Here is a 19438-nt window from a genome sequence, read left to right as displayed (position 1 = left end):
ACCCTAGTTTCTGTGAATTGTACCAGCAGGCGTAAGCTTAATTACATGAATCCGACCGACTCCCAACGATTGTCATTTAGTGCGTTCATTATCGCATTCACTACTGGCGTCTTTGCATTTCTAGCGATAGCGACGGTTTTAATCGTCCTTGGGGTGTCGCATATGGAAGCCTATGTTTTTTCTGGGCTGGGTGGTTTCACCATTTCTTGTTTTGTGTGGATCGAACGTAGCTTGATTGCACAGGTAAAAGAGAAAGATCGCTTGTTGTCGCTCCAAATGGTATCGAATCTGGAAACTCAGAATCGATTGTATTCGCGATCTCTGGCTTGTTTTGTGCGTTTTGATGCAGGCACTTTAATTATAGATCAAGCCAGCCCCGGTTTTATCAAGATGTTGCGCATGCCGACGGATTCTGTGCTACGTGGCTTGCGCTTGGAAGAGGTGCTGGGGGTGAATCCGCTTAAGTTGGAATCCGTCGTGGATGCGATTAAACTGGGGGATTCCTCCGTCAAGCAGCCTAAAGTCGAGATGAAGAGTGCTGATGGTTTCTCAACACTGGCATTGATTAGCGGCGAGTATTTTCCTCAGGAGCATATTGTTGAAGCGGCATTTTTTGTGCCGCCGGTTAAAAATGCCGAGCGAGTCGCAGATCTGGAGGCGACACAAAAAGACCTGGATCGTTTCCGCAAAGGCATGTTCCGGCGAGAAACGCGTATTCTAGAATTAAAGGAAGAGGTTAATGTGATTTGTCGTGAAGCTGGAATGCCGCTGCGCTATCAAATCGATCACTCTTCCGATGATAGTGAACTCAAACTGCCAGTCTCTCAATACGATTTTTCCGGTTCTAGAAAGGGGGCAATTTCTTGAGTAAGCGTACACGTAGTATTTCTAGAATGGTCTATTTATACGCCGCCTTGCCCATTATTGCGGTAGTTATTGTGCTGGTGGGCTGGATGGCTTCGGATCGATTCACCAGTTATGTCGAGGAGCGTGGTCAGTTGATGGAAGAACTGAATGTCATGGTTTCCAATGTTAAATTCAATCCGATCGAGCACATCGATGAGATTGAGTTTATGCGTCAGGAAAGAAGCATTACGCATCAACAGGAGTTTTTCCGTAGCATGGCTCTTGCGCTGGCTATTTTGTTGTTTGGTGTCACGGTGCCGCTGCTGGCGACTCGTTATTTTGTGCAGCGTTTACAGGCAAATCTGGATTTGTTGAATGATCGACTGGCGAGTATTGGTACTGGGGCCTCGGCACTGATGCCTCAGACATTCGATTTTTTGGAGTTTGATCGACTTTCGGACACCTTGCGTCGAATTACACGTAACCATGGGGAGACGGAGCAACGCTGGAAACGAGCAGAGAAGGAGTTGATTTCTGCAAATTCGGATCTGATTGAGCAAGCTAATGAATTGAAGAAGGGGCGTAAAATTGCGCTTAGCATGATGGAGGATGCCGACAGCGCCAGAAAAGAGTTGGAGATGGCGAATCAGCGTTTGAATCAGGTTATTGAGCAGGCCAAGCAGTCGGCCCATGAGGCAGATAGTGCAAACCGCGCAAAGAGTGATTTCCTGGCAACGATGAGTCATGAGATTAGAACTCCGCTCAACGGTATTATTGGTTTTGTTGAAATGTTAAACGAAACTGAGCTGAACGAAGAGCAAGAGGATTATTTGGCTACTATAAAAAGTAGCAGTGAAGCGTTGATGTCCTTAATCAACGATGTGTTGGATTTCTCGAAAGTCGAGTCCGGCAACCTGGTACTTGAATCCAGAGATTTTGCAATTTTGCCTGTTATACGCGAATTGAGTTCGATGTTTTTTTCGCAAGCAACCGAAAAAGGCTTAAGCTTGGTCATCAATGTAGATGAGGATGTGCCACGTAAGATTCGTGGAGATGAGACACGTTTGCGGCAGATCTTAATTAATTTTCTATCAAACGCGATTAAGTTTACTGAGAAAGGCGAAGTGTCGCTCAGTATTTATACCCATAATATCGATTTCACGACGAATCGAGTGGATCTTGAGTTTGAGATACGTGATACGGGGATCGGTATGTCGCGCGATCAGATCGGCCAGTTGTTTAAGCCTTTTTCACAGGGTGATAGCTCTACGACTCGTAAATACGGTGGCACGGGTTTAGGCTTGGCCATTTGTAAGCGTCTGAGTGAGGCGATGGGAGGCAAGGTGTGGGCGACCAGTTTACCTGATGAAGGTTCTTGTTTTTTTAGTCGTGTGCAGTTTGAAATTGTATCATTGAAAGAGACACGTCCGCCGATACCGAATGTAAGTCAAGAACCAGTTGCACAGCCTGAGTCAGCCTCCGAGACGGTCAATATAATGGCTGAGCGTTTACCACTACGAATTGCAGTCGCAGAAGATAATCTGGCCAATCAACGTGTTATCATGATTATGCTCCGTCGTTTGGGCTGGGAGGCTGATTTCGTGGAGAATGGGGAGGAGCTGCTGGACTTACTACGCCAGCAGGACTATGATCTCATATTTATGGATTTACAAATGCCTAAGATGGATGGTTTAGAGGCCACCCGTTTCTTGCGTTTGGGAGAGGCTGGTGAGGCCGGGCGCACTATTAAGATTGTGGCATTGACGGCGAATGCGCTCTCTGGGGATGAGGCTCGTTGTCTCGAGAACGGCATGGATGCATATTTGAGCAAGCCTCTGCGCTTAAATACACTCAAGCAAACTATCGCGCGTCTTTTTGACTTACAAGAGGTCTAATAATGTTTAATAAGGTCTAATAGGTTGTGAGGCGCACTTAGAGTGTGCAGCCGCGCGAAGTTTCGCAATTGGGCCGAGCCACTAAGCCTTTGATCGGTTCGTCAGGAAATAGTTGTTCGCCGCGTCCGTTGTGAATCAAGTGTTTGTCGCAAATCGCGTCTAGCTCCGATTTGGTTCTTGCGCGTCGCATATCGTGAAGGAATTGACCATCTGTATCCACGCCCAGTCCCACGAAATTCAAGAACTTTTTCATGTGGTTAATATGGTGTGTACCTTCAAGATTTGGCAGGCTGGTGGCAACGATCAAGTCCTCAATATATTCTCGTACATCCTGCAGGGTGGGTTGAAAGATCGGTTGGCCGGCAAAGTGCTCACGGTGTTGGCGAAAGATCCAAGGGTTTCGAATGCATGAGCGGCCGATCATCACTCCGGCGCTACCTGTGTGATCAAGCACCCATTGGCCTTTGCTTACAGAGGTAATGTTTCCATTCGCGAGCACCGGACATGGTACACGTTCGACGGCGCGTTGAATGTATTCGTAGTGGACTTCACTGCGGTAGGCCTCCTTAACCGTGCGTGCGTGTAAGCTGAGTAGGTCAACATTATGCTTTTGGATCAGATCAAGGATTGTTTCAAAGTGTTGGTCGCTATCGAAACCGATGCGCATTTTCACTGTGAAGCGGCCGTTAATGGCAGCTCGCAAGCAACTGAGAACTTCGTCCACCTTGGAGGGCTCTCGTAATAGACCACCACCGACGTTTTTTTTGTAAACCTTAGGTGCAGGGCATCCCATATTCAAGTCAATGCCAGCTACAGGAAGCTGAGAGCTTTCAATTGCTGCGACGGTGCGTTGTAAGTCGGGTAAGCTTTCACCGATGAGCTGAGCGAAGACCGGCCGTCCTGTTTGATGATGGCAAATCGCATCAACAATGTGTGACTCCAGTGTGGAATGTCCATGTACGCGAAAATACTCTGTAAAGAGTAGGTCGGGCACTCCATATTTACCTAGAAGGCGCATGAAGGGAAGTGTCGTCACATCCTGCATGGGGGCAAGGGCTGTCCATGGCTGGCCTGGGACGAGAGCTGCGGGCAGTGGCGTCATGAGTGCGCTAAGAGTCTTGCTCTAGGATCTTTGCCAGTATCTCTGTCATATCATCCACGGAATCCATGACTGTGTGGGCTACATAGATGGGCTTGCCAGAGGCGAGTGCCATCACTATCGAATCACTCGGGCGTGCATCCAGCTCGATGATTTTATGCCCTAACTCATTTTCCATGGACACTATGAGACGTGCAAAGAAGGTGCCTTCGTCGACATGGTTAATGACGACGCGCTCCACTTCCGCACCGAGGCCATCCAGTAAGGTGAGCATTAAGTCGTGCGTGAGTGGGCGTTCCGCTTTGGCCCCATCCACTGCGCGCTGAATGGCTTCGCCGATACCTTGATCGACGTAAATGACGAAGATCTTATCGTCGTTACCAAGAAAGATGGCGCAACCGTTGGTGGTTGGCATCACACCTTTAACAAGAACTGGAACAACTTGGTTATCCATGTGAATCTATATACCCGGTAAGTTCGTTGGCAGGCCTCCGGAGTCCTCACCCATTTGCGCTTTCATCGCTTTCATCATTTTGCGCCCTTTACCGCCGCGCATCATTTTCATCATTTTCTGCATCTGGGTAAACTGTTTGAGTAGTGCATTCACGTCTCTTACTTGCACTCCGGATCCATTGGCGATTCGTTTTAAGCGGCTTCCTCGCAGCAGTCGGGGTTGGCGGCGCTCTTGTACGGTCATTGAAAGTATGATTGCTTCCGTGCGTGCCATCTTCTTTTCCTCTTCATCTCCAATTTCAACCCCGTTCATACCAGGCATCATTCCCACCAATGAGCCCAGTGAGCCCATTTTTTTGACCTGTTGCATCTGAGATAAAAAGTCTTCTAGGTTGAAGTCCGCCTTGCGCATTTTCTCTGCCATGCGTTCGGCTTCATCCTGATCGATGGTCTCCTGAGCCTTTTCCACTAGGGAGACAACGTCGCCCATGCCAAGGATTCGAGAAGCCATGCGATCCGGGTGGAAGACATCAAATTCGTCTGATTTCTCACCGGTGCCCATGAACTTGATGGGCACATTTGAGATCGATTTCATCGAGAGTGCCGCGCCGCCGCGGGCATCGCCATCGAGCTTGGTCAGTATGATACCGGTGCATCCGACCGCTTCATGGAAGTGTTTGGCTACGTTGACTGCCTCTTGGCCCAGTGCGGCATCAGCCACTAGCAAAATTTCATCGGGCAGCACCTCTGCTTTGAGCAATTTGATCTCTTCGATCAAATTTTCGTCGATCTGTAGGCGACCTGCGGTATCGAAAATGATTAGATTGGCTTCTGCTTGCTTGGCAGCCTCCAGGCCTTGTTTGCCGATTTTGACTACGTCTTTTTCGTCGCGATCACCGTAGAAGACGCAGTCTTCATTCTTAGCCAGAGTTTCGAGTTGATCGATGGCGGCTGGGCGATACACATCGCAGGCGACTAGAGCCGGGCGATAATCGCGTTTTTTCGCTAGATAGCGTGCCAGTTTACCACTACTGGTAGTTTTACCAGAACCATGTAGGCCCACCATCATAATACGTAGTGGTTTTTTGTCTTCTAGTTCAGTTGCCCCTTCACCAAGTAATTTAACCAGTTCATCGTGAATAATCTTAATGACCTGTTGTCCTGGTGTGACGGACTTGAGAACTTCTTGCCCGACGCACTGTTCCTTTACTGTGGCCACAAATTCACGGGCGACCTTGAAGTGCACATCGGCGGAGAGTAGCGCCTGGCGCACTTCTTTGAGTGCGTCAGCCATATTTTCTTCGCTTAGCTTGCCAACACCTCGTAAATTGCGGAGTGCACTGCCTAGTTTATCTGTTAAATTTTCTAACATAGTCTTTTGAGTCGCTATTGCCTAATTCGAGGCCTCCTCGCTGGCAACGGAAATTTTTTTTGGATACGCTTTCTAAAGAGTCATAAAAAAGCCCCGTCCATTGAGTTGGGACGAGGCTTTGACTTGAAATCGGGTGGAACGCTTATTTGTTCTTGCGGCTCTCCTCTTCGGGGGTTTCGTCCGGTGGAGCGGTGGTTTCTTCGTAATCTTCCTCTTCCTCTTCCTCTTCGTCCCACTTCATCGTGTCGTCTTCTTCGATCTTTTCGTCGACTTCAGTGCCAGCGTCAACATCGGCGAGATCTTTTTCCAATTCCTCGTCTTCTGTCTTGGGCTTGGCGTCTTCGTCGTCGTCGAGCTCAAAGCCCTCAGGTACATATTCTAAGATTGCGGTGAGTTCGGTAAAGAAGTGAGAGGCACGGCCTTCCATAAAATCTGCATTCTGCGCTTCACGTATTTCCTCTTCCAATTCCTCAACTGTGAGGTTTTGGGAAAAATCGATGAGATCGTTGAGCATTTTTACCCGAAGCTTGGTGATGTGATCGAGTAAATCAGCATAGGGGCCTTTTTCTTCGTCCAGGACATCGGGAAGGGCGAATAGAGGGTCTTCGCTCTCAAGCACACTGTCTTGAACGCGTTTAAGGAGTACGGTCTTGTCTTCTTCTACATTATCGATGCCAAAGGAGTAAAAGGCGTCGTCGACCAGTTCATTCTGTAGTCCGTAGTCACTGAGCGGCTCAAGCAAGTCGATTATGTGCTGGAATTGGCGAGGGTCGATAATTCCTAGACCATCGACATCCCAATGGACTGGATCGCTGATTTCGCTGATCCACCAGTTCATATCTTCGCCCAGGCGGGCCTTGCACCAAGTGAGTTTAGTAGTAGGTTTCGACATACAGTTTGGAGACGCTTTTTGTAATTCTTAGAGATGGGGCTACAGTGAGTTCAGTAGCGATCCATATAGGGGTTAAAGACTCGTTTTCTTCTTTGTAAAGTGCTTAGTCAGAATTTTTTTCAAAGTGTCTTTTTCATTGTTTTGCGTAAAGTGGCTGTTAGGTTCTCAGATTCTGCATAAGACAGACCGTTATGGGATTTATTTACGAAAATTTAGTGCGTCCGGCTTTATTCAAAATGGAGCCAGAGCAAGCACACGACCGCGGTCGCACCGCATTAATGACGATGGGCGCTTTGCCAACATTGTGTAATTTGGTGCGTCGATATAACCAGGTGCGTGAAGACAAGCCGGTGAAGCTTTTTGGCTTGGAGTTTCCAAACCGAGTGGGACTGGCTGCTGGGATGGATAAGGACGGAGAGTTTCCGCGTGCGATCGAGGCCTTGGGCTTTGGGCATGCAGAGGTGGGGACAGTCACACCCGAAGGCCAGCCGGGCAATCCGCGTCCACGACTGTTCCGCTATCCAGAGCAAAAGTCTCTGATTAATCGGATGGGATTTAATAATAAGGGATCGGCGGTCATGTTGCAGGCGCTCTCTAAAAACTATCCTAAGGGAAAGCGCGGCATTCCTGTTGGAGTGAATATCGGTAAGGCGAAAACCACTCCGCTCGACCAAGCGGTGGATGATTATGTGGCCAGTTTTCGCACCTTGGCGGATCAGGCGGATTATTTCACTATTAACATCAGTAGTCCCAATACACAGGGCCTGCGCGACCTGCAGGGAGCCACCTATTTACGGGAGCTCTTGCAAGTGATACGTCATGAGAATCTGGCCCATGCTAAGAAACTCGGACGTGAGCCGCACCCACTGTTGCTAAAAATTGCTCCGGATCTGACTTTTAAGGAAATTGACGAGATTGTGGGGGTATTACTTGAGCTTAGCTACGATGGCATTATTGCGACCAATACCACGATCCAGCGTCCGGATGGATTTACGAGTAAGGAAACGGGGGGCTTAAGCGGGGGTGCTTTTATTCGTCGTCATTCCAATGAAGTGATTAACTATATTTATAAGTCGACCGAGGGTAAGTTGCCTATCGTTGGAGTCGGGGGAATTGACTCCGTAGAGTCCGCTGGAGAGAAAATCGATGCTGGCGCCTCGATGATACAAATTTATACGGGCTGGGTTTATAAGGGGCCTTTCTTCGCCCGGGAATTGGCGCGTGCGCTCAAGTCTAAAGGAGAGGATTGGATTTAGGAGAGATTGGATCCAGACTTTTATAGATAACTTATTACGCATCATGAGAATTTATTTATTCATCTCTTTAGTGACCTTGCTGGTATTTGGAGTGGGCTGTGCGAGCTTGCCTTCGGGAGAGGGGCCAGATGATGTTGCGCTTTCAAATACAGGCAATGACAGCGATTTAGAGGCCTTCCCTGTGGCAGAGGCAGGCTATCAGCGACATGTGTTTCGCTTGCCAGAATTAGAGGATGAGTCTTCACATATGGTGACTCTAGTTATTGGGAAAAGGGTACTCACTGATACCGTAAATAATTACAGAATACTGGGCAGCCTTGAGCCAGTTACAGTCGAAGGCTGGGGGTATACTTATTATCAATTGGAATCGCAGGGGCAGATGATGGGCACTTTAATGGCCGTCCATCCATCGGCCCCCAAGCTGGAGCGCTTCATTGAAGTTAATACTCAGATGCAGCCGATTCGTTATAATAGTAAACTCCCCGTAGTAGTGATTGTGCCCGATGGTTTTGATGTGAAATACCGCGTGTGGACTGCCGGAGACCTGCAGGCCGCGCCACAGGGATAAGCGGAGTCGCAGCGAGCGTGGTCATCGCCGGACGCTGGTTTTTAGACACACAACTGAGTTATTCGGATGGACCGTTTGAGTCCGTCCGAATACGACGCTGTTCGGGGCGAACGCGACGAAATTTAGGCACTATGGATTGCGTTGCCATCGACGGCAAGTGCGGCTTCTTTTAATGCTTCACTCATAGTGGGGTGGGCATGAATTGTGCGCCCAAGGTCTTCTGCGCTGCCACCATATTCCATGTGCGTTACGGCGGCGGCAATTAATTCGGAGGCACCTTTACCTATGATCTGTACACCCAGGATACGATCGGTTTTCTTGCAGGCAGTGACTTTGACAAAGCCGTCGGTGCCGTCGCTGGCGATCGCACGACCGTTGCCTGCAAAGTTGAATTTACCAGATTTGAATTCGATGCCTTTTTCCTTCGCTGCGGCTTCTGTTAGACCAACACTGGCGAGTTCTGGTTCGGTATAGATGACATTGGGAATGACGTCGTAATTGACATGACCTGCTTGACCGGCAATACGCTCTACGCAGGCAACAGCTTCTTCTTCGGCCTTGTGCGCAAGCATTGGACCTGGAATAACATCGCCAATGGCGTAGATGCCGTCGGCTGAAGTCTTGTAATGTTCATTGACTGGAATACGCTCCTTGTCGTCAGTTTCGATTCCTACGGTAGCAAGCCCCAGGCGATCTGTGTAAGGCTTGCGTCCGACGGCGACAAGGATCTTGTCTGCCTCGAATTCAATCGCTTTGCCGTCTTTTTCGGCTGTGAGCAAGTGTTTACCTTTAGACTTCTTTAGACCTGTGACCTTTGTCTTTAAGTGGAAATTGAGGCCTTGTTTCTTGAAAAGACGTTCAGCCATCTTGGAGACGTCTTTATCAAAAGTTGGAGCAATGTTAGGCAAGAATTCTATGACCTCGACCTGCGCCCCCAAACGCGCCCAGACTGAGCCTAGCTCAAGCCCAATCGCACCCGCGCCCACGACGGCAAGTTTTTCGGGGACTGAGTCGAAGGCAATGGCCTGATCGCTACTGACTACGGTCTCGCCATCAAATTTTAAGAAGGGGAGTTCAATTGTGGAGGAGCCGGTTGCGATGATTATATGCTTACCAGTTAATACGGTTTCATCATTCTTTTCCTTGATACGTACTTTGCTGTCACCAGCCAACATGCCAAGGCCATTAAACACCTTGATTTTGTTGGATTTCATCAAGAACTCGACGCCACCACATAATTGGGCCACGGTTTTGTCCTTTTTGGCCATCAACTGATCAATGTCGATGGAGAGGTTCGTTAAATCGATGCCGTGGTCTGCAGCACCATGGCCGGCGAAGTGGTACATCTCAGTGGAATGAAGGAGGGCCTTGCTCGGAATACAGCCAACGTTCAGGCAAGTGCCACCGAGCTTTTTATCTTTTTCAACAATTGCAGTTTTCAAGCCAAGTTGCGCACCACGAATGGCGGCGACATAGCCGCCGGGGCCGGAGCCAATGACGATTAGATCGAATGTGTTTTCTGAGGACATGTCTGGAGAGTCGACCAGTTTTCTATCTACTGGTTTTCGGTTTTATTATGTTGGAACTAAATAACTGAAAAATGGAGTATTGAACAGGCGCTTGTTCTTTGGGCTGTGGTATTAAATGCCGAAAAGTAAGCGAGCAGGATCTTCGATGGCTTCTTTGACTTTGACCAAGAAGGTGACTGCTTCCTTACCATCGATGAGGCGGTGATCGTAGCTGAGTGCTAGGTACATCATGGGGCGTGCAACGATTTCGCCATTGATGACGACTGCTCGCTCGGTGATGTTGTGTAAGCCAAGAATTGCTGGCTGCGGATGATTGACAATGGGAGTGCTTAGCATCGATCCATAAATTCCACCGTTGGAGATGGTGAATACGCCGCCCTCAAGGTCGCTCATTTGAATCTTACCCGCGCGGGCTGCTTTGGCATAGGCCATGATATCGCCCTCGATTTCTGCAAAGCCTTTTTGGTCGCAGTCGCGAAGAACTGGAACCATTAGTCCCTTGTCCGTGCCAACGGCGACACCGATATCGTAGTAATGTTGCGTGACGACTTCATTACCCTCGATCCGTGCGTTGACTTCTGGCACTGCTTGCAATGCGTGTGTGACCGCTTTAGTAAAGAATGACATGAAGCCTAACTTGAGACCGTGACGTTCGACGAACTTTTCTTGATGCTGCTTGCGCAGTTTCATGACTGCACTCATGTCAACTTCGTTAAAAGTCGTCAACATAGCGGCTTCTTGAGTCGCTGCGACGAGTCGTTGAGCAATCTTGCGGCGCAGTGGTGACATCTTTTTGCGGGTTTCGCGCTGATCGCTACTGGAAGTGGAAGCCGTTGCCGTGGATGCAGCCGATGCTGCTTTCTGTGGGCTTGCTGGAGCTGCAGCCGGTGCATTGGCAGCCTCTAGAATGTCATTTTTAGTGACTCGACCATCTTTGCCGGAACCGGACAGCTGAGTGGTGTCGATGCCAGTTTCTTCGGCGGCTTTACGAGCGGCCGGTGACAATGGTTTGGGCTCGGATTGCTGCTTGGCGGCTTCAGGTGCTTTCGTAGCTTTGGGTTGAGCGCTTGCAGCTGCTTCCGCCTGAGCGGCTGGAGCCTCGTTTACAGTCTCATTGCTGTCTGTATTCTTGGGGGCTGTCGCTGATTCATCAATGGTGGCGACGACCTGCCCAATATCAACTTCATCTTCGACATCTGCCTTGATGGAGATGACGCCCGCGACTTCAGCACTGCCTTCAGAGGTGATTTTGTCGGTTTCCAGTTCGTAGAGCACTTGGTCTTTTTCGACGTAGTCGCCGTCTTTAACATGCCATGCTGCTAAGATGCCTGAGCTGATGGATTCGCCCATCGCGGGAATTTTTACTTCGGTAGCCATTGTATTGAATTACGAATTTGAAATTGAGGATTATAAAGAGGAGAAATTCACTTGGATAGTTAAAGCGAGAAGGCTTTTTCGATGAGTTTCTTTTGTTCGTGCCGGTGCATTGCCAGAGAGCCCACGGCAGGGCTGGCTGACTCTTTGCGCCCTGCATAGGCGGGAAGTTTGCCGATGCTTTCCATTAAGCGAGGTGCGATAAAGCTCCAACCACCCATATTCTTGGGTTCTTCCTGACTCCAAACAATACTTTTTGCTTTGGGATAGTTTGCTACGATACGCTCGAGTAAATCTGTGTTGAGTGGATAGAATTGTTCGATGCGAATGATGGCCGTATCTTTGATCGATTGTTCATTACGATATGCGGTCAGGTCGTAGTAGAGTTTACCGGAGCAGAATATAAGGCGCTTCGCTGTTTTGCGGTTAACTGTCTCGTCATCGAGAATGGACCAAAACTCGTTGTCGGTGAAGTTTTCGACCAGCGATACGCAGTCTTTATGCCGTAGTAAACTTTTGGGCGACATGATGATCAGCGGCTTTTTGAACTCACGTTTCATTTGCCGGCGCAATAGGTGGAAATACTGTGCGGGTGTCGTGACGTTACAAACCTGAATATTGTTTTCTGCGCAGGCTTGCAGAAAGCGTTCGAGACGGGCTGAAGAGTGCTCGGGACCTTGTCCTTCATAACCGTGTGGCAGGAGCATCACTAGTCCGCTGAGGCGCCCCCATTTGGATTCGCTGCAGGTGATAAACTGGTCAATAATAACCTGTGCGCCATTGACGAAGTCACCGAACTGCGCCTCCCAAATGCAAAGCATTTGGGGGTAGTCGAGTGAGTAGCCGTAGTCGAATCCGAGCACGGCTGCTTCGGAGAGTAGTGAGTTATGCACGCAAAACTGTGCTTGGCCTTCTTGTAGGTCGAGCAGCGGAACGTATTTTTCGCGTGTTTGATTATCGTAGAGCACAGAGTGTCGATGACTAAAAGTGCCACGTTCGCAGTCTTGGCCGCTTAGGCGTACTGGGGTGCCGTCGATTAGCAAGCTGCCGAAGGCCAGTGCTTCGCCCATGCCCCAATCGATACCAGTGTTTTCCTTAAAGGCTTTCAGTTTAGTATTGAGCTGGCGGACAATTTTCTTATTTGCACTGAAGCCTGCGGGCACGTGTGCCAGTTGCTCCGCAATCATTTCCAGCTGTTCTTTCGCTACCCGGGTGTCGAAACCCTTGAAATTGTAGGGTGGCTGCTTTTTTGCGTTGGATTCTGAGAAAGGATCAATGGCCTCGTCTTCCCTTGCTTTGGCAGTTTCAAATGCACTTTCGAGTTTCTTCTGATATTCCGTTTCGATGGATTTGATTTCGTCTTCGGTAAATTCACCGCTGGCGACCAGTCGCTGTGCCAATGCGCGACCTATGAGTGGCATTTCAGAAATGGTTTTGTAGAGGAGTGGCTGTGTGAAGGCTGGTTCGTCGGACTCATTGTGCCCGTGCTTGCGCCAGCAATACATGTCGATCACGACATCACAGCCAAAAGTCTGTCGATAATCGAAGGCGGCTTCGACGGCAGCGACGACCGCGAGGGGGTCGTTGCCATTTACGTGGAAAATTGGTGCTTCTACGATCTTGGCGACATCAGTACAGTAGCGACTGGAACGCGCCTCCGATGGATCAGTGGTAAATCCGATCTGGTTGTTAATGACGAAGTGAATCGTGCCGCCAGTGCGGTAACCCTTGAGTTGAGAGAAATTGAATACTTCGGCAACGATTCCTTGACCTGCGATGGCTGCGTCACCGTGAATGAGAATCGGCAGCACGCGTTTACGGTCTAAGTCCTCGCGTATGCGCTGGCGCGCACGGGCCTTGCCTTCGACGACCGGGTTGACTGCTTCCAAGTGGCTCGGATTGGCTGCGAGCCGAATCTCCACTTCGTGTCCATCCGTAGTCTTACGCATGGTTTCGAATCCGAGGTGGTATTTGACGTCGCCGTCACCATGGATGGTGTCGGGCACGTAGTTTTCTGAAAATTCACGGAAGATATACTCAAATGATTTTCCGAGGAAATTGGCCAAGACGTTGAGACGGCCGCGGTGTGCCATGCCCATCACAATTTCGTCGACACCATTCTTACTGCAACGCTCTAAGACACTTTCGAGGCAGGCGATCAATGTTTCGCCACCTTCCAGGGAGAAACGCTTTTGGCCGACATAGCGGGTTTGTAGGAAATTCTCGAAGTCCTCCGCATGCATGATCGTACTCAATATACGATGTTTTTCTTCCTTACTAAACCGAGGGATAAAGCACTCAGGTTCGATACGTGCCTGTATCCAACGACGCTTAGGCGTCTCTTGAATATGAATGTACTCTGCTCCGATTTTGTGACAGTAGGTCTTCTCCAGGCGCTCGATCAGCTCGCGCAATGTCATTTCGGTGCCACCCAGATAATTGCCGGTATGAAAGACGCGATCGAGGTCGGATTCGGTGAACCCTAGTCGTTCTAAGGTGAGACGTGGGTTCGTGGGCGCTTCCTTAGTCAGCGGGTTGAAAGCGGCGATGGTATGTCCGATTGACCGATACGCATAAATTAGCCCGATGGCGCGCGCCTGTCGAGTGGCATCGCTATCCGCTTGGGTGGGGGAGACATTATTGATGTCGCATCCTTGGCCGCCGAGCGCGTGATCTTCACTTGCTAGCTCGAATCCTTCAAAAAAGGCGCGCCATTCCGCGTCTAGAGATTCAGGGCTCGTGCGCCAGAGGTCGTAATTTTCGTCGATCAAATCGGCATTCCAGCGATTCGCGATAGTTGAGTGCTTCATGGAGTTTTCAGGTGTGCAGTTGTGAGTTCCACGATTACGTCACACTTATTAGCAATACAAATCTTTATGCAATTAATGCGGTGTTATTCGATTTGCTAATTTGAGGATGTCGATTTAGATGCTAGTTGAATAGAGTTTGCCTTGATGTGAAGGCTTTTTAGTTGTCGAAATTGTAAGTTTTCTCTAGCGCTGCTTCATTGATTGCAAGGCGATCTTTAACGATGGGCACGGTGAATAAAATGGTGGGTTTGTCGTCGCCGCGCCCGGTGTAAGTGATCTGTCCGAGCCATGGGCTGTTTTTCTCGGTGAATGAGTATCCTTTGCTTTGGAGGTCCTTGCCGAGAGATTGCATTCTGGAGCGGCTCATTCCGCTGCCTGCGAAATCAAGTACGAGATGTCCATGATCCCCTTTGTCTTGATTGATTTGGCAATCGACTTCAGGGGTATGTTTCTGGACCGTCACTAAGAGCTTGGCAATTTTTTCAATTCGATGTCGTAGGCTTCTTGGCTTCATGGTGAAGGATTATAGAAATTATTATAGCTTAATCAAGCTTCAGCATACGCTTGCAATTGTCGCCTAGTAACTTGGCCAGTTCGACTGCATTTAAGCCGGCACTTTCTCGGATGTGCTCAATATAACGTATCATTTCGGGTGTCTTTTGGCTTTGTGGGTAGAGCCTGAGTGGGTAGTCCGAGCCGAAGAGTAATTTATCGATGCCGACAAGTTCGATCATCTGTCTGAATACGCGCATCTCATACAGTAAGGGGCTGGCAGCGGTGTCATAGTAAACATTACGCAGTCGCTTTCTTAGTCTAGGGTTTTGCTCGAAAAATGCGAGCCCGCCGCCCCAGTGTGCGAGAATTAGTTTTAGGGCTGGAGTTGCTTCCGCCATGCGTACGAATTCTTGCAGTGGCGTTGGGATGGAGCCCGGGTGGTCGTGGCCCGCTGTTTCTGTTGCATGGCAGTTGATCGGCCAATCGTTGTCGACGCACCAATTTGCCATCGCTTGCCAATGCGGGTTTGCAGCATCGAATTTCTGTACGCCGAGGTGCAGTTCGCCGACTCCACGGAAGCCCAAGGCCTTTGCAGTTTCCAGTTGGTCGATGACGTTGCTGTTGGGGGTGATTGCAGCGAAAGCGATTAAACGTTCCGGGGCTGCTTGTATCCATTCTGCTATGGCGGCATTGTGCCAGCGGCAGGTGGATTCGTGTTCCCAGTACCAAGCCAGTAGCACGGCTTTGTCCACACCTGCAGAATCCATCGTGGTGAGCATGCTGTCGAGGTTACTCCAGCCCTGGATGCTGGGACGGTCCGTTGGGGCGACTAGGTTCGCCCAGTGGAGTTCGTTATGCGTCAGCGCCCATTTGCGTGGATTCGTCACAATTTCTATGGGGTATGCATGTGTATGGCAATCGATGATCATGGGGGTGGCAGTTTGATTGGTTGCTGGCGGCTAGTCTAGGAGTTATTCGGATTACTGGGCCAGTATATCAGGTCTTCGTGGGTGGCGATCTATTGGCGCGTCTAGGCTGATGCTGTGTTTGTGGTGATGTGAATAACTCAAAAAAGGTATTGACGAAGCCGCTGCTGAAGCCATTTTCACCCCTTTTCCATTAACCAGACCATAAATTTATGTCACTTGAAGTAAAAGTCCGCAAAGGCGAGCCCATGGAACGTGCGCTCCGCCGCCTTAAAAAACGCCTCGATCGTGAGGGTGTTATCCGCGATGTGCGCGCTAAGCGTTATTTCGTGAAGCCTGCCCAAGCAAAGCGCCGCAAGAAGAAGGAGTTGGATTTCAACAATATGCTACGCGTTCGTTATTCGAATATGTAGTTTCTGGATTGCGAGCGCGGTGCGCTGGCGTCTTTATTAGGTCCCGGCTCGTATAGCACGCGTCGGGACTTTTTTATTACTATGGCTGACATTTCTGACCGTCTTTCCTTGTCTACATGCTGGTGCTCTGCGCGGCATAACGATGGTTATGAGATGGTTGAAGAGATGCTCAGCTTAGGTTTTAAGCGGATTGAGTTGAGCCATGGCGTGCGCTTGTCACTGGTGGCTGGCATTCTTCGGGCTGTGGAGGAGGGGATTGTTGAAATTTCCTCCGTTCATAATTTTTGTCCATTGCCGGGGAGTGTACAGCATGCTGCGCCCAATCTTTATCAACCCTCGGCTTTGGATTCGCGTGAGCAGAGTTTGTGGCACCGTTATTCGATTCAAACCTTGGACTTTGCCCGTAAAGTGGGTGCGGACCGAGTTGTCATGCATTCGGGGCGAGTTTCTTTTTTCTTTGCTTCTGCCGAGGCTCGACTGGATCGATGGGTAGATGCATCTGAGATTTCGGCGCATGAATTGAGCGAAAGTCCGGAGTTTGTTCAACGCCGTGATAAGGCGATGAAGGCCATTCGTCGGGTGGCTAAGAAAGCCATTCCTAGGATTCGGGAAAATTACCTTCAGCTGTTGCCTGAGGTGAAGCAGCGTGGTTTAAAGCTGTGCTTGGAAAATAGAGAGAGCATGGAAGAGATGCCAATAGATGCCGATTATGATGACTTTCTAGCGAGCTTGGATGAACCCGAGCATGCCGCATACTGGCATGATACGGGGCATGCTCAAATTAAGCATCAATTGGGCTTAATTGATCATCGAGCACATTTAGAGAAAATGTCACCACGGCTTGCAGGCTTTCATTTGCATGATGTCAGCGAATCCGGTCGCGATCATCAGGTGCCGGGGACGGGGACGATTGATTTTAAGATGATTTCAGAATTTGTGCGGCCTGAGCACACCTTGGTATTAGAGTTGAGCCCCCGACTGAAGCTTGATCAGGTGCTTGCTTCGCGCGATTATATACTCGAAGCATTGGGCTAGTGGATTATGGGGCCCCACGGTATTACCGTTAATCATCTAGCGCCAGGAGTCATTGGAACAGATCGCAATCTTCCTCGGCTAGCTGATGACGCATATAGAGCCCAGGTGCTTGGTCGAATACCCGGCCGGGCATAATGGGAAACCGGAGGACTGTGCCGCATGATCTGGACATTACGGACTACGATGCTCTGAATGGCACTTATTTTATAATATTTAGATGAGACGTTTAGGTTCGAGTAAAGAAGTTGCAGAGGTAGGTGTGCCAGTTGTCGATACTTGTTTTGACTCTGAAATTTTTGTCGCGCTTGACGGAGGTGGTACCAAAACCGAGGCGGTGGCTTTTCGAGCGGATGGTCATGTGCTGGCACATATTCTCTTGAGTGCCCCTTTAAATCCAAATGACGCAGCGGGAGAAGTCTCTGAGGTGCTTGCTGAGGTTTATCGGGAACTCGTGACGCATATTTCTGTAGACTCGGTGGTGGCTGTCTCAGTTGCCTTTGCGGGGGGATCGAATCCGATGCGTCAGGAATGCGTTGCTCGAATTATTGGCCAACTTTTTGTAACTGCAAAGACTGTGCAAGTGATGCATGATGGCATCGCTGCCTTGTGGAGTGGTGTGGAGCAATTGCCGGGACTGGTTTTAATTGCTGGCACTGGGTCGATTGCCTATGGTGTTGATGCTGCAGGATCTGAGTTTCGTGTCGGTGGCTGGGGCTATTTAATTGGTGATGAAGGCGGAGCTTACGACCTTGGTCGACGTGCTTTGCAGGCTGTTATGGCTGAGAATGATGGTGTGGGCGCGGCAACCATTTTGACGGAGCGTATCTTGAGCAAGTGGAATGTGGCGACGGCTGCTGAACTGATCCCTGTTGTTTATGATGATGGCAAGTGTCGCATCGCGGCTTTAGCTGAGCTAGTGTGTGGGGCTGCGAATGAGGGGGATGCGGTTGCGAATGAAATCGTGTTTGCAGTCGCTCTTTCAGCTGCTGAACTGCTCCGGGATGCGATTGGGCTTGCTGTTAAAAAGTATGCCCTCGCAACGCCTCTTTCTGTTGTGTGCGTGGGTGGGTTATGGCGCTCCTTGGAAATCAAAAATGCCTTTACTACTCATTTGTCAGCGATGAATCTGGTGCAGAGTGTGAATTTGATTCACCCGAGTTTGCCGCCGATATTTGGTGGGGCGCGCTATTTAATGCATACTTGTGAAAGAGGTGTGCATACTGACTTTACTGAGAATTTTAGTCAAACTTTTGCAAATGTTTCGCAGCGCACTAGTCGTTCTGCGGTAGAGGCCTGTCGTGTCGAAACCAGTGAGCCGCCGACTCCGTCACAGCAGGGGCAGGGACTCGACCTGTCTGTGCTTGGAACTGAAGGGGGGAATCCCGCGATGAGCGATCTGGATACCTTGGATTCTCTGAGAATTGTGAAGTTGATCGCGGCCTCGAATCAGGAGGCAGTTGCCGCTGTTTCCGGGGCAGCTGCAAGTATTGCGTCCGCAATCGAAGCAATGTATCCGCGTTTAGCGGATGGAGGGCGGCTATTCTATGTCGGCGCAGGAACCAGTGGTCGCCTTGGAGTGCTTGATGCCTCGGAATGCCCCCCCACATTTGGAGTCCCGTTTGAGAAGGTGCAAGGCGTGATCGCAGGTGGCACGTCGGCGTTGCTGTATCCATCTGAGGGGGCAGAAGATGATGAAGCCCAGGGAGGGCGCGACTTGCAGGAACGTGCTGTCACAGAAAAAGATGTGGTGGTCGCCATTGCGGCCAGTGGTCGGACACCGTTTTGTATTGGTGCTTTGAAGATTGCTAGAGAAGTCGGTGCTTTGACCATCTCGATATCCTGTAATCAGTCCGCGCTATTAAGTGAATGGGCCGATTTTCCTATTGAAGTGGCAACCGGAGCTGAAATAATTGCTGGCTCTACGCGAATGAAAGCCGGTACTGCTCAAAAAGTAATTTTAAATATGCTGAGCACTATTGCCATGATTCGATTGGGCAAAGTCTATGGCGGCCAGATGGTGGATATGATTCCATCCAACCAGAAACTTAAGGTGCGAGCACGTCGCATCGTAATGCTGGCAGCTGGTTTGAAGAGTGAGGCGGCTGCAGCTAACTTGCTTGATCGGGCGGATGGTAATATGAAAGTCGCTATTGTAATGGCTCATACGGCTGTGAGCCTCAATACGGCAAAGCGACTGCTCCATGAGAGTGGTGGACATGTCAGAGCTGCGGTTAGTGCCGTTACAAACCAATTTACTTGATTGGGAATGTGCTGGGCTGAGCGCATCTGAACTTCAAAATGCATGTGTCGTTGTGACGCTATGTTTCAGTGTGAATATTTAGTGATAGGTGACTGTGACTTAATGTCTCTATTTTGATTTGCGGTCTATTCTGTATCTTTCTTTATGTCAGTGTGTTGCGTGTTATTTAATGTCTGGCATTTGTCCTGCAAATAAGAAATCCACGTTAAATTCAA

Annotated in this window: 16 protein-coding genes; 7 read left to right on the top strand and 9 right to left on the bottom strand. The window is 49.6% G+C overall.

Going from position 1 to position 19438, the window contains the following annotated elements; translation table 11 throughout:
• Positions 1 to 45: 45 nt before the first annotated feature.
• Positions 46 to 867 carry a hypothetical protein gene (locus QEH59_RS07355; RefSeq protein WP_308984720.1) on the top strand — a complete coding sequence of 274 codons (822 nt, stop codon included), beginning with the start codon at positions 46 to 48 and terminating at the stop codon, positions 865 to 867.
• Entirely contained in the window at positions 864 to 2741 is a 1878-nt protein-coding gene (locus tag QEH59_RS07350; protein ID WP_308984719.1) for an ATP-binding protein, read from the top strand. Before QEH59_RS07355 ends, QEH59_RS07350 begins: the two co-directional genes overlap by 4 nt.
• 37 nt (positions 2742 to 2778) lie before the next feature.
• Here QEH59_RS07350 and QEH59_RS07345 read toward each other — a convergent pair whose 3' ends face one another.
• The 4 genes from QEH59_RS07345 to QEH59_RS07330 form a co-directional block, all read right to left on the bottom strand.
• A complete protein-coding gene (locus QEH59_RS07345) occupies positions 2779 to 3843 on the bottom strand; it encodes a tRNA dihydrouridine synthase (protein ID WP_308984718.1) in 1065 nt (354 codons plus the stop codon).
• A 7-nt stretch (positions 3844 to 3850) separates the two neighbouring features.
• Complete coding sequence (locus tag QEH59_RS07340; protein ID WP_308984717.1) at positions 3851 to 4294, bottom strand: bifunctional nuclease family protein; 444 nt, start codon at positions 4292 to 4294, stop codon at positions 3851 to 3853.
• 6 nt (positions 4295 to 4300) lie between these two features.
• Positions 4301 to 5665: a signal recognition particle protein gene (gene ffh / locus QEH59_RS07335; RefSeq protein ID WP_308984716.1), complete on the bottom strand. Its 1365-nt coding sequence runs from the start codon at positions 5663 to 5665 to the stop codon at positions 4301 to 4303.
• A gap of 142 nt (positions 5666 to 5807) precedes the next feature.
• Entirely contained in the window at positions 5808 to 6557 is a 750-nt protein-coding gene (locus tag QEH59_RS07330; protein WP_308984715.1) for a hypothetical protein, read from the bottom strand.
• A gap of 191 nt (positions 6558 to 6748) precedes the next feature.
• Here QEH59_RS07330 and QEH59_RS07325 point away from each other — a divergent pair, with 191 nt between their 5' ends.
• A complete protein-coding gene (locus QEH59_RS07325) occupies positions 6749 to 7813 on the top strand; it encodes a quinone-dependent dihydroorotate dehydrogenase (protein ID WP_308984714.1) in 1065 nt (354 codons plus the stop codon).
• A gap of 43 nt (positions 7814 to 7856) precedes the next feature.
• Positions 7857 to 8381: an ecotin family protein gene (locus tag QEH59_RS07320; protein ID WP_308984713.1), complete on the top strand. Its 525-nt coding sequence runs from the start codon at positions 7857 to 7859 to the stop codon at positions 8379 to 8381.
• A gap of 122 nt (positions 8382 to 8503) precedes the next feature.
• On the opposite strand, the gene lpdA is transcribed toward QEH59_RS07320, so the two are convergent.
• From lpdA to QEH59_RS07295, 5 genes are all read right to left on the bottom strand, one after another.
• Complete coding sequence (lpdA, locus tag QEH59_RS07315) at positions 8504 to 9910, bottom strand: dihydrolipoyl dehydrogenase (protein WP_308984712.1); 1407 nt, start codon at positions 9908 to 9910, stop codon at positions 8504 to 8506.
• A 111-nt stretch (positions 9911 to 10021) separates the two neighbouring features.
• Positions 10022 to 11287 carry a 2-oxoglutarate dehydrogenase complex dihydrolipoyllysine-residue succinyltransferase gene (gene odhB, locus QEH59_RS07310; protein ID WP_308984711.1) on the bottom strand — a complete coding sequence of 422 codons (1266 nt, stop codon included), beginning with the start codon at positions 11285 to 11287 and terminating at the stop codon, positions 10022 to 10024.
• A gap of 59 nt (positions 11288 to 11346) precedes the next feature.
• Positions 11347 to 14094, bottom strand: a complete 2748-nt coding sequence (locus QEH59_RS07305) for a 2-oxoglutarate dehydrogenase E1 component (protein ID WP_308984710.1) — start codon at positions 14092 to 14094, stop codon at positions 11347 to 11349.
• A 157-nt stretch (positions 14095 to 14251) separates the two neighbouring features.
• Positions 14252 to 14608 (bottom strand): hypothetical protein, encoded by a 357-nt coding sequence (locus QEH59_RS07300; protein WP_308984709.1) that lies wholly within the window; start codon positions 14606 to 14608, stop codon positions 14252 to 14254.
• A gap of 28 nt (positions 14609 to 14636) precedes the next feature.
• Complete coding sequence (locus QEH59_RS07295) at positions 14637 to 15518, bottom strand: amidohydrolase family protein (RefSeq protein WP_308984708.1); 882 nt, start codon at positions 15516 to 15518, stop codon at positions 14637 to 14639.
• A gap of 209 nt (positions 15519 to 15727) precedes the next feature.
• Between QEH59_RS07295 and rpsU the strand changes: the two genes are divergently transcribed.
• From rpsU to murQ, 3 genes are all read left to right on the top strand, one after another.
• Positions 15728 to 15928, top strand: a complete 201-nt coding sequence (gene rpsU / locus QEH59_RS07290; RefSeq protein WP_155418485.1) for a 30S ribosomal protein S21 — start codon at positions 15728 to 15730, stop codon at positions 15926 to 15928.
• A gap of 81 nt (positions 15929 to 16009) precedes the next feature.
• Entirely contained in the window at positions 16010 to 16963 is a 954-nt protein-coding gene (locus QEH59_RS07285; protein ID WP_308984707.1) for a sugar phosphate isomerase/epimerase family protein, read from the top strand.
• Positions 16964 to 17180: 217 nt separating this feature from the next.
• The gene (gene murQ, locus QEH59_RS07280) at positions 17181 to 19223 is read left to right on the top strand and encodes an N-acetylmuramic acid 6-phosphate etherase (protein WP_308984706.1); all 2043 of its coding nucleotides are present in this window, start codon (positions 17181 to 17183) and stop codon (positions 19221 to 19223) included.
• Positions 19224 to 19438: the final 215 nt, after the last annotated feature.

This window comes from Thalassobacterium sedimentorum, assembly GCF_031127905.1.
Lineage (GTDB): Bacteria > Verrucomicrobiota > Verrucomicrobiia > Opitutales > Coraliomargaritaceae > Thalassobacterium > Thalassobacterium sedimentorum.
The sequence above is the reverse complement of the archived record's forward strand: the minus strand, read 5'-3'. Positions and strand labels throughout refer to the sequence as shown.

What these genes read in the sequence shown, in the direction of transcription:
- QEH59_RS07355 (WP_308984720.1), top strand. Translation starts at nt 46, where the DNA reads ATGAATCCGACCGACTCCCAACGATTGTCATTTAGTGCGTTCATTATC.
- ffh (WP_308984716.1), bottom strand. Translation starts at nt 5,665, where the DNA reads ATGTTAGAAAATTTAACAGATAAACTAGGCAGTGCACTCCGCAATTTA.
- QEH59_RS07295 (WP_308984708.1), bottom strand. Translation starts at nt 15,518, where the DNA reads ATGATCATCGATTGCCATACACATGCATACCCCATAGAAATTGTGACG.
- odhB (WP_308984711.1), bottom strand. Translation starts at nt 11,287, where the DNA reads ATGGCTACCGAAGTAAAAATTCCCGCGATGGGCGAATCCATCAGCTCA.
- QEH59_RS07340 (WP_308984717.1), bottom strand. Translation starts at nt 4,294, where the DNA reads ATGGATAACCAAGTTGTTCCAGTTCTTGTTAAAGGTGTGATGCCAACC.
- QEH59_RS07330 (WP_308984715.1), bottom strand. Translation starts at nt 6,557, where the DNA reads ATGTCGAAACCTACTACTAAACTCACTTGGTGCAAGGCCCGCCTGGGC.
- rpsU (WP_155418485.1), top strand. Translation starts at nt 15,728, where the DNA reads ATGTCACTTGAAGTAAAAGTCCGCAAAGGCGAGCCCATGGAACGTGCG.
- QEH59_RS07300 (WP_308984709.1), bottom strand. Translation starts at nt 14,608, where the DNA reads ATGAAGCCAAGAAGCCTACGACATCGAATTGAAAAAATTGCCAAGCTC.
- QEH59_RS07325 (WP_308984714.1), top strand. Translation starts at nt 6,749, where the DNA reads ATGGGATTTATTTACGAAAATTTAGTGCGTCCGGCTTTATTCAAAATG.
- QEH59_RS07320 (WP_308984713.1), top strand. Translation starts at nt 7,857, where the DNA reads ATGAGAATTTATTTATTCATCTCTTTAGTGACCTTGCTGGTATTTGGA.
- QEH59_RS07345 (WP_308984718.1), bottom strand. Translation starts at nt 3,843, where the DNA reads ATGACGCCACTGCCCGCAGCTCTCGTCCCAGGCCAGCCATGGACAGCC.
- lpdA (WP_308984712.1), bottom strand. Translation starts at nt 9,910, where the DNA reads ATGTCCTCAGAAAACACATTCGATCTAATCGTCATTGGCTCCGGCCCC.
- murQ (WP_308984706.1), top strand. Translation starts at nt 17,181, where the DNA reads ATGAGACGTTTAGGTTCGAGTAAAGAAGTTGCAGAGGTAGGTGTGCCA.
- QEH59_RS07305 (WP_308984710.1), bottom strand. Translation starts at nt 14,094, where the DNA reads ATGAAGCACTCAACTATCGCGAATCGCTGGAATGCCGATTTGATCGAC.
- QEH59_RS07285 (WP_308984707.1), top strand. Translation starts at nt 16,010, where the DNA reads ATGGCTGACATTTCTGACCGTCTTTCCTTGTCTACATGCTGGTGCTCT.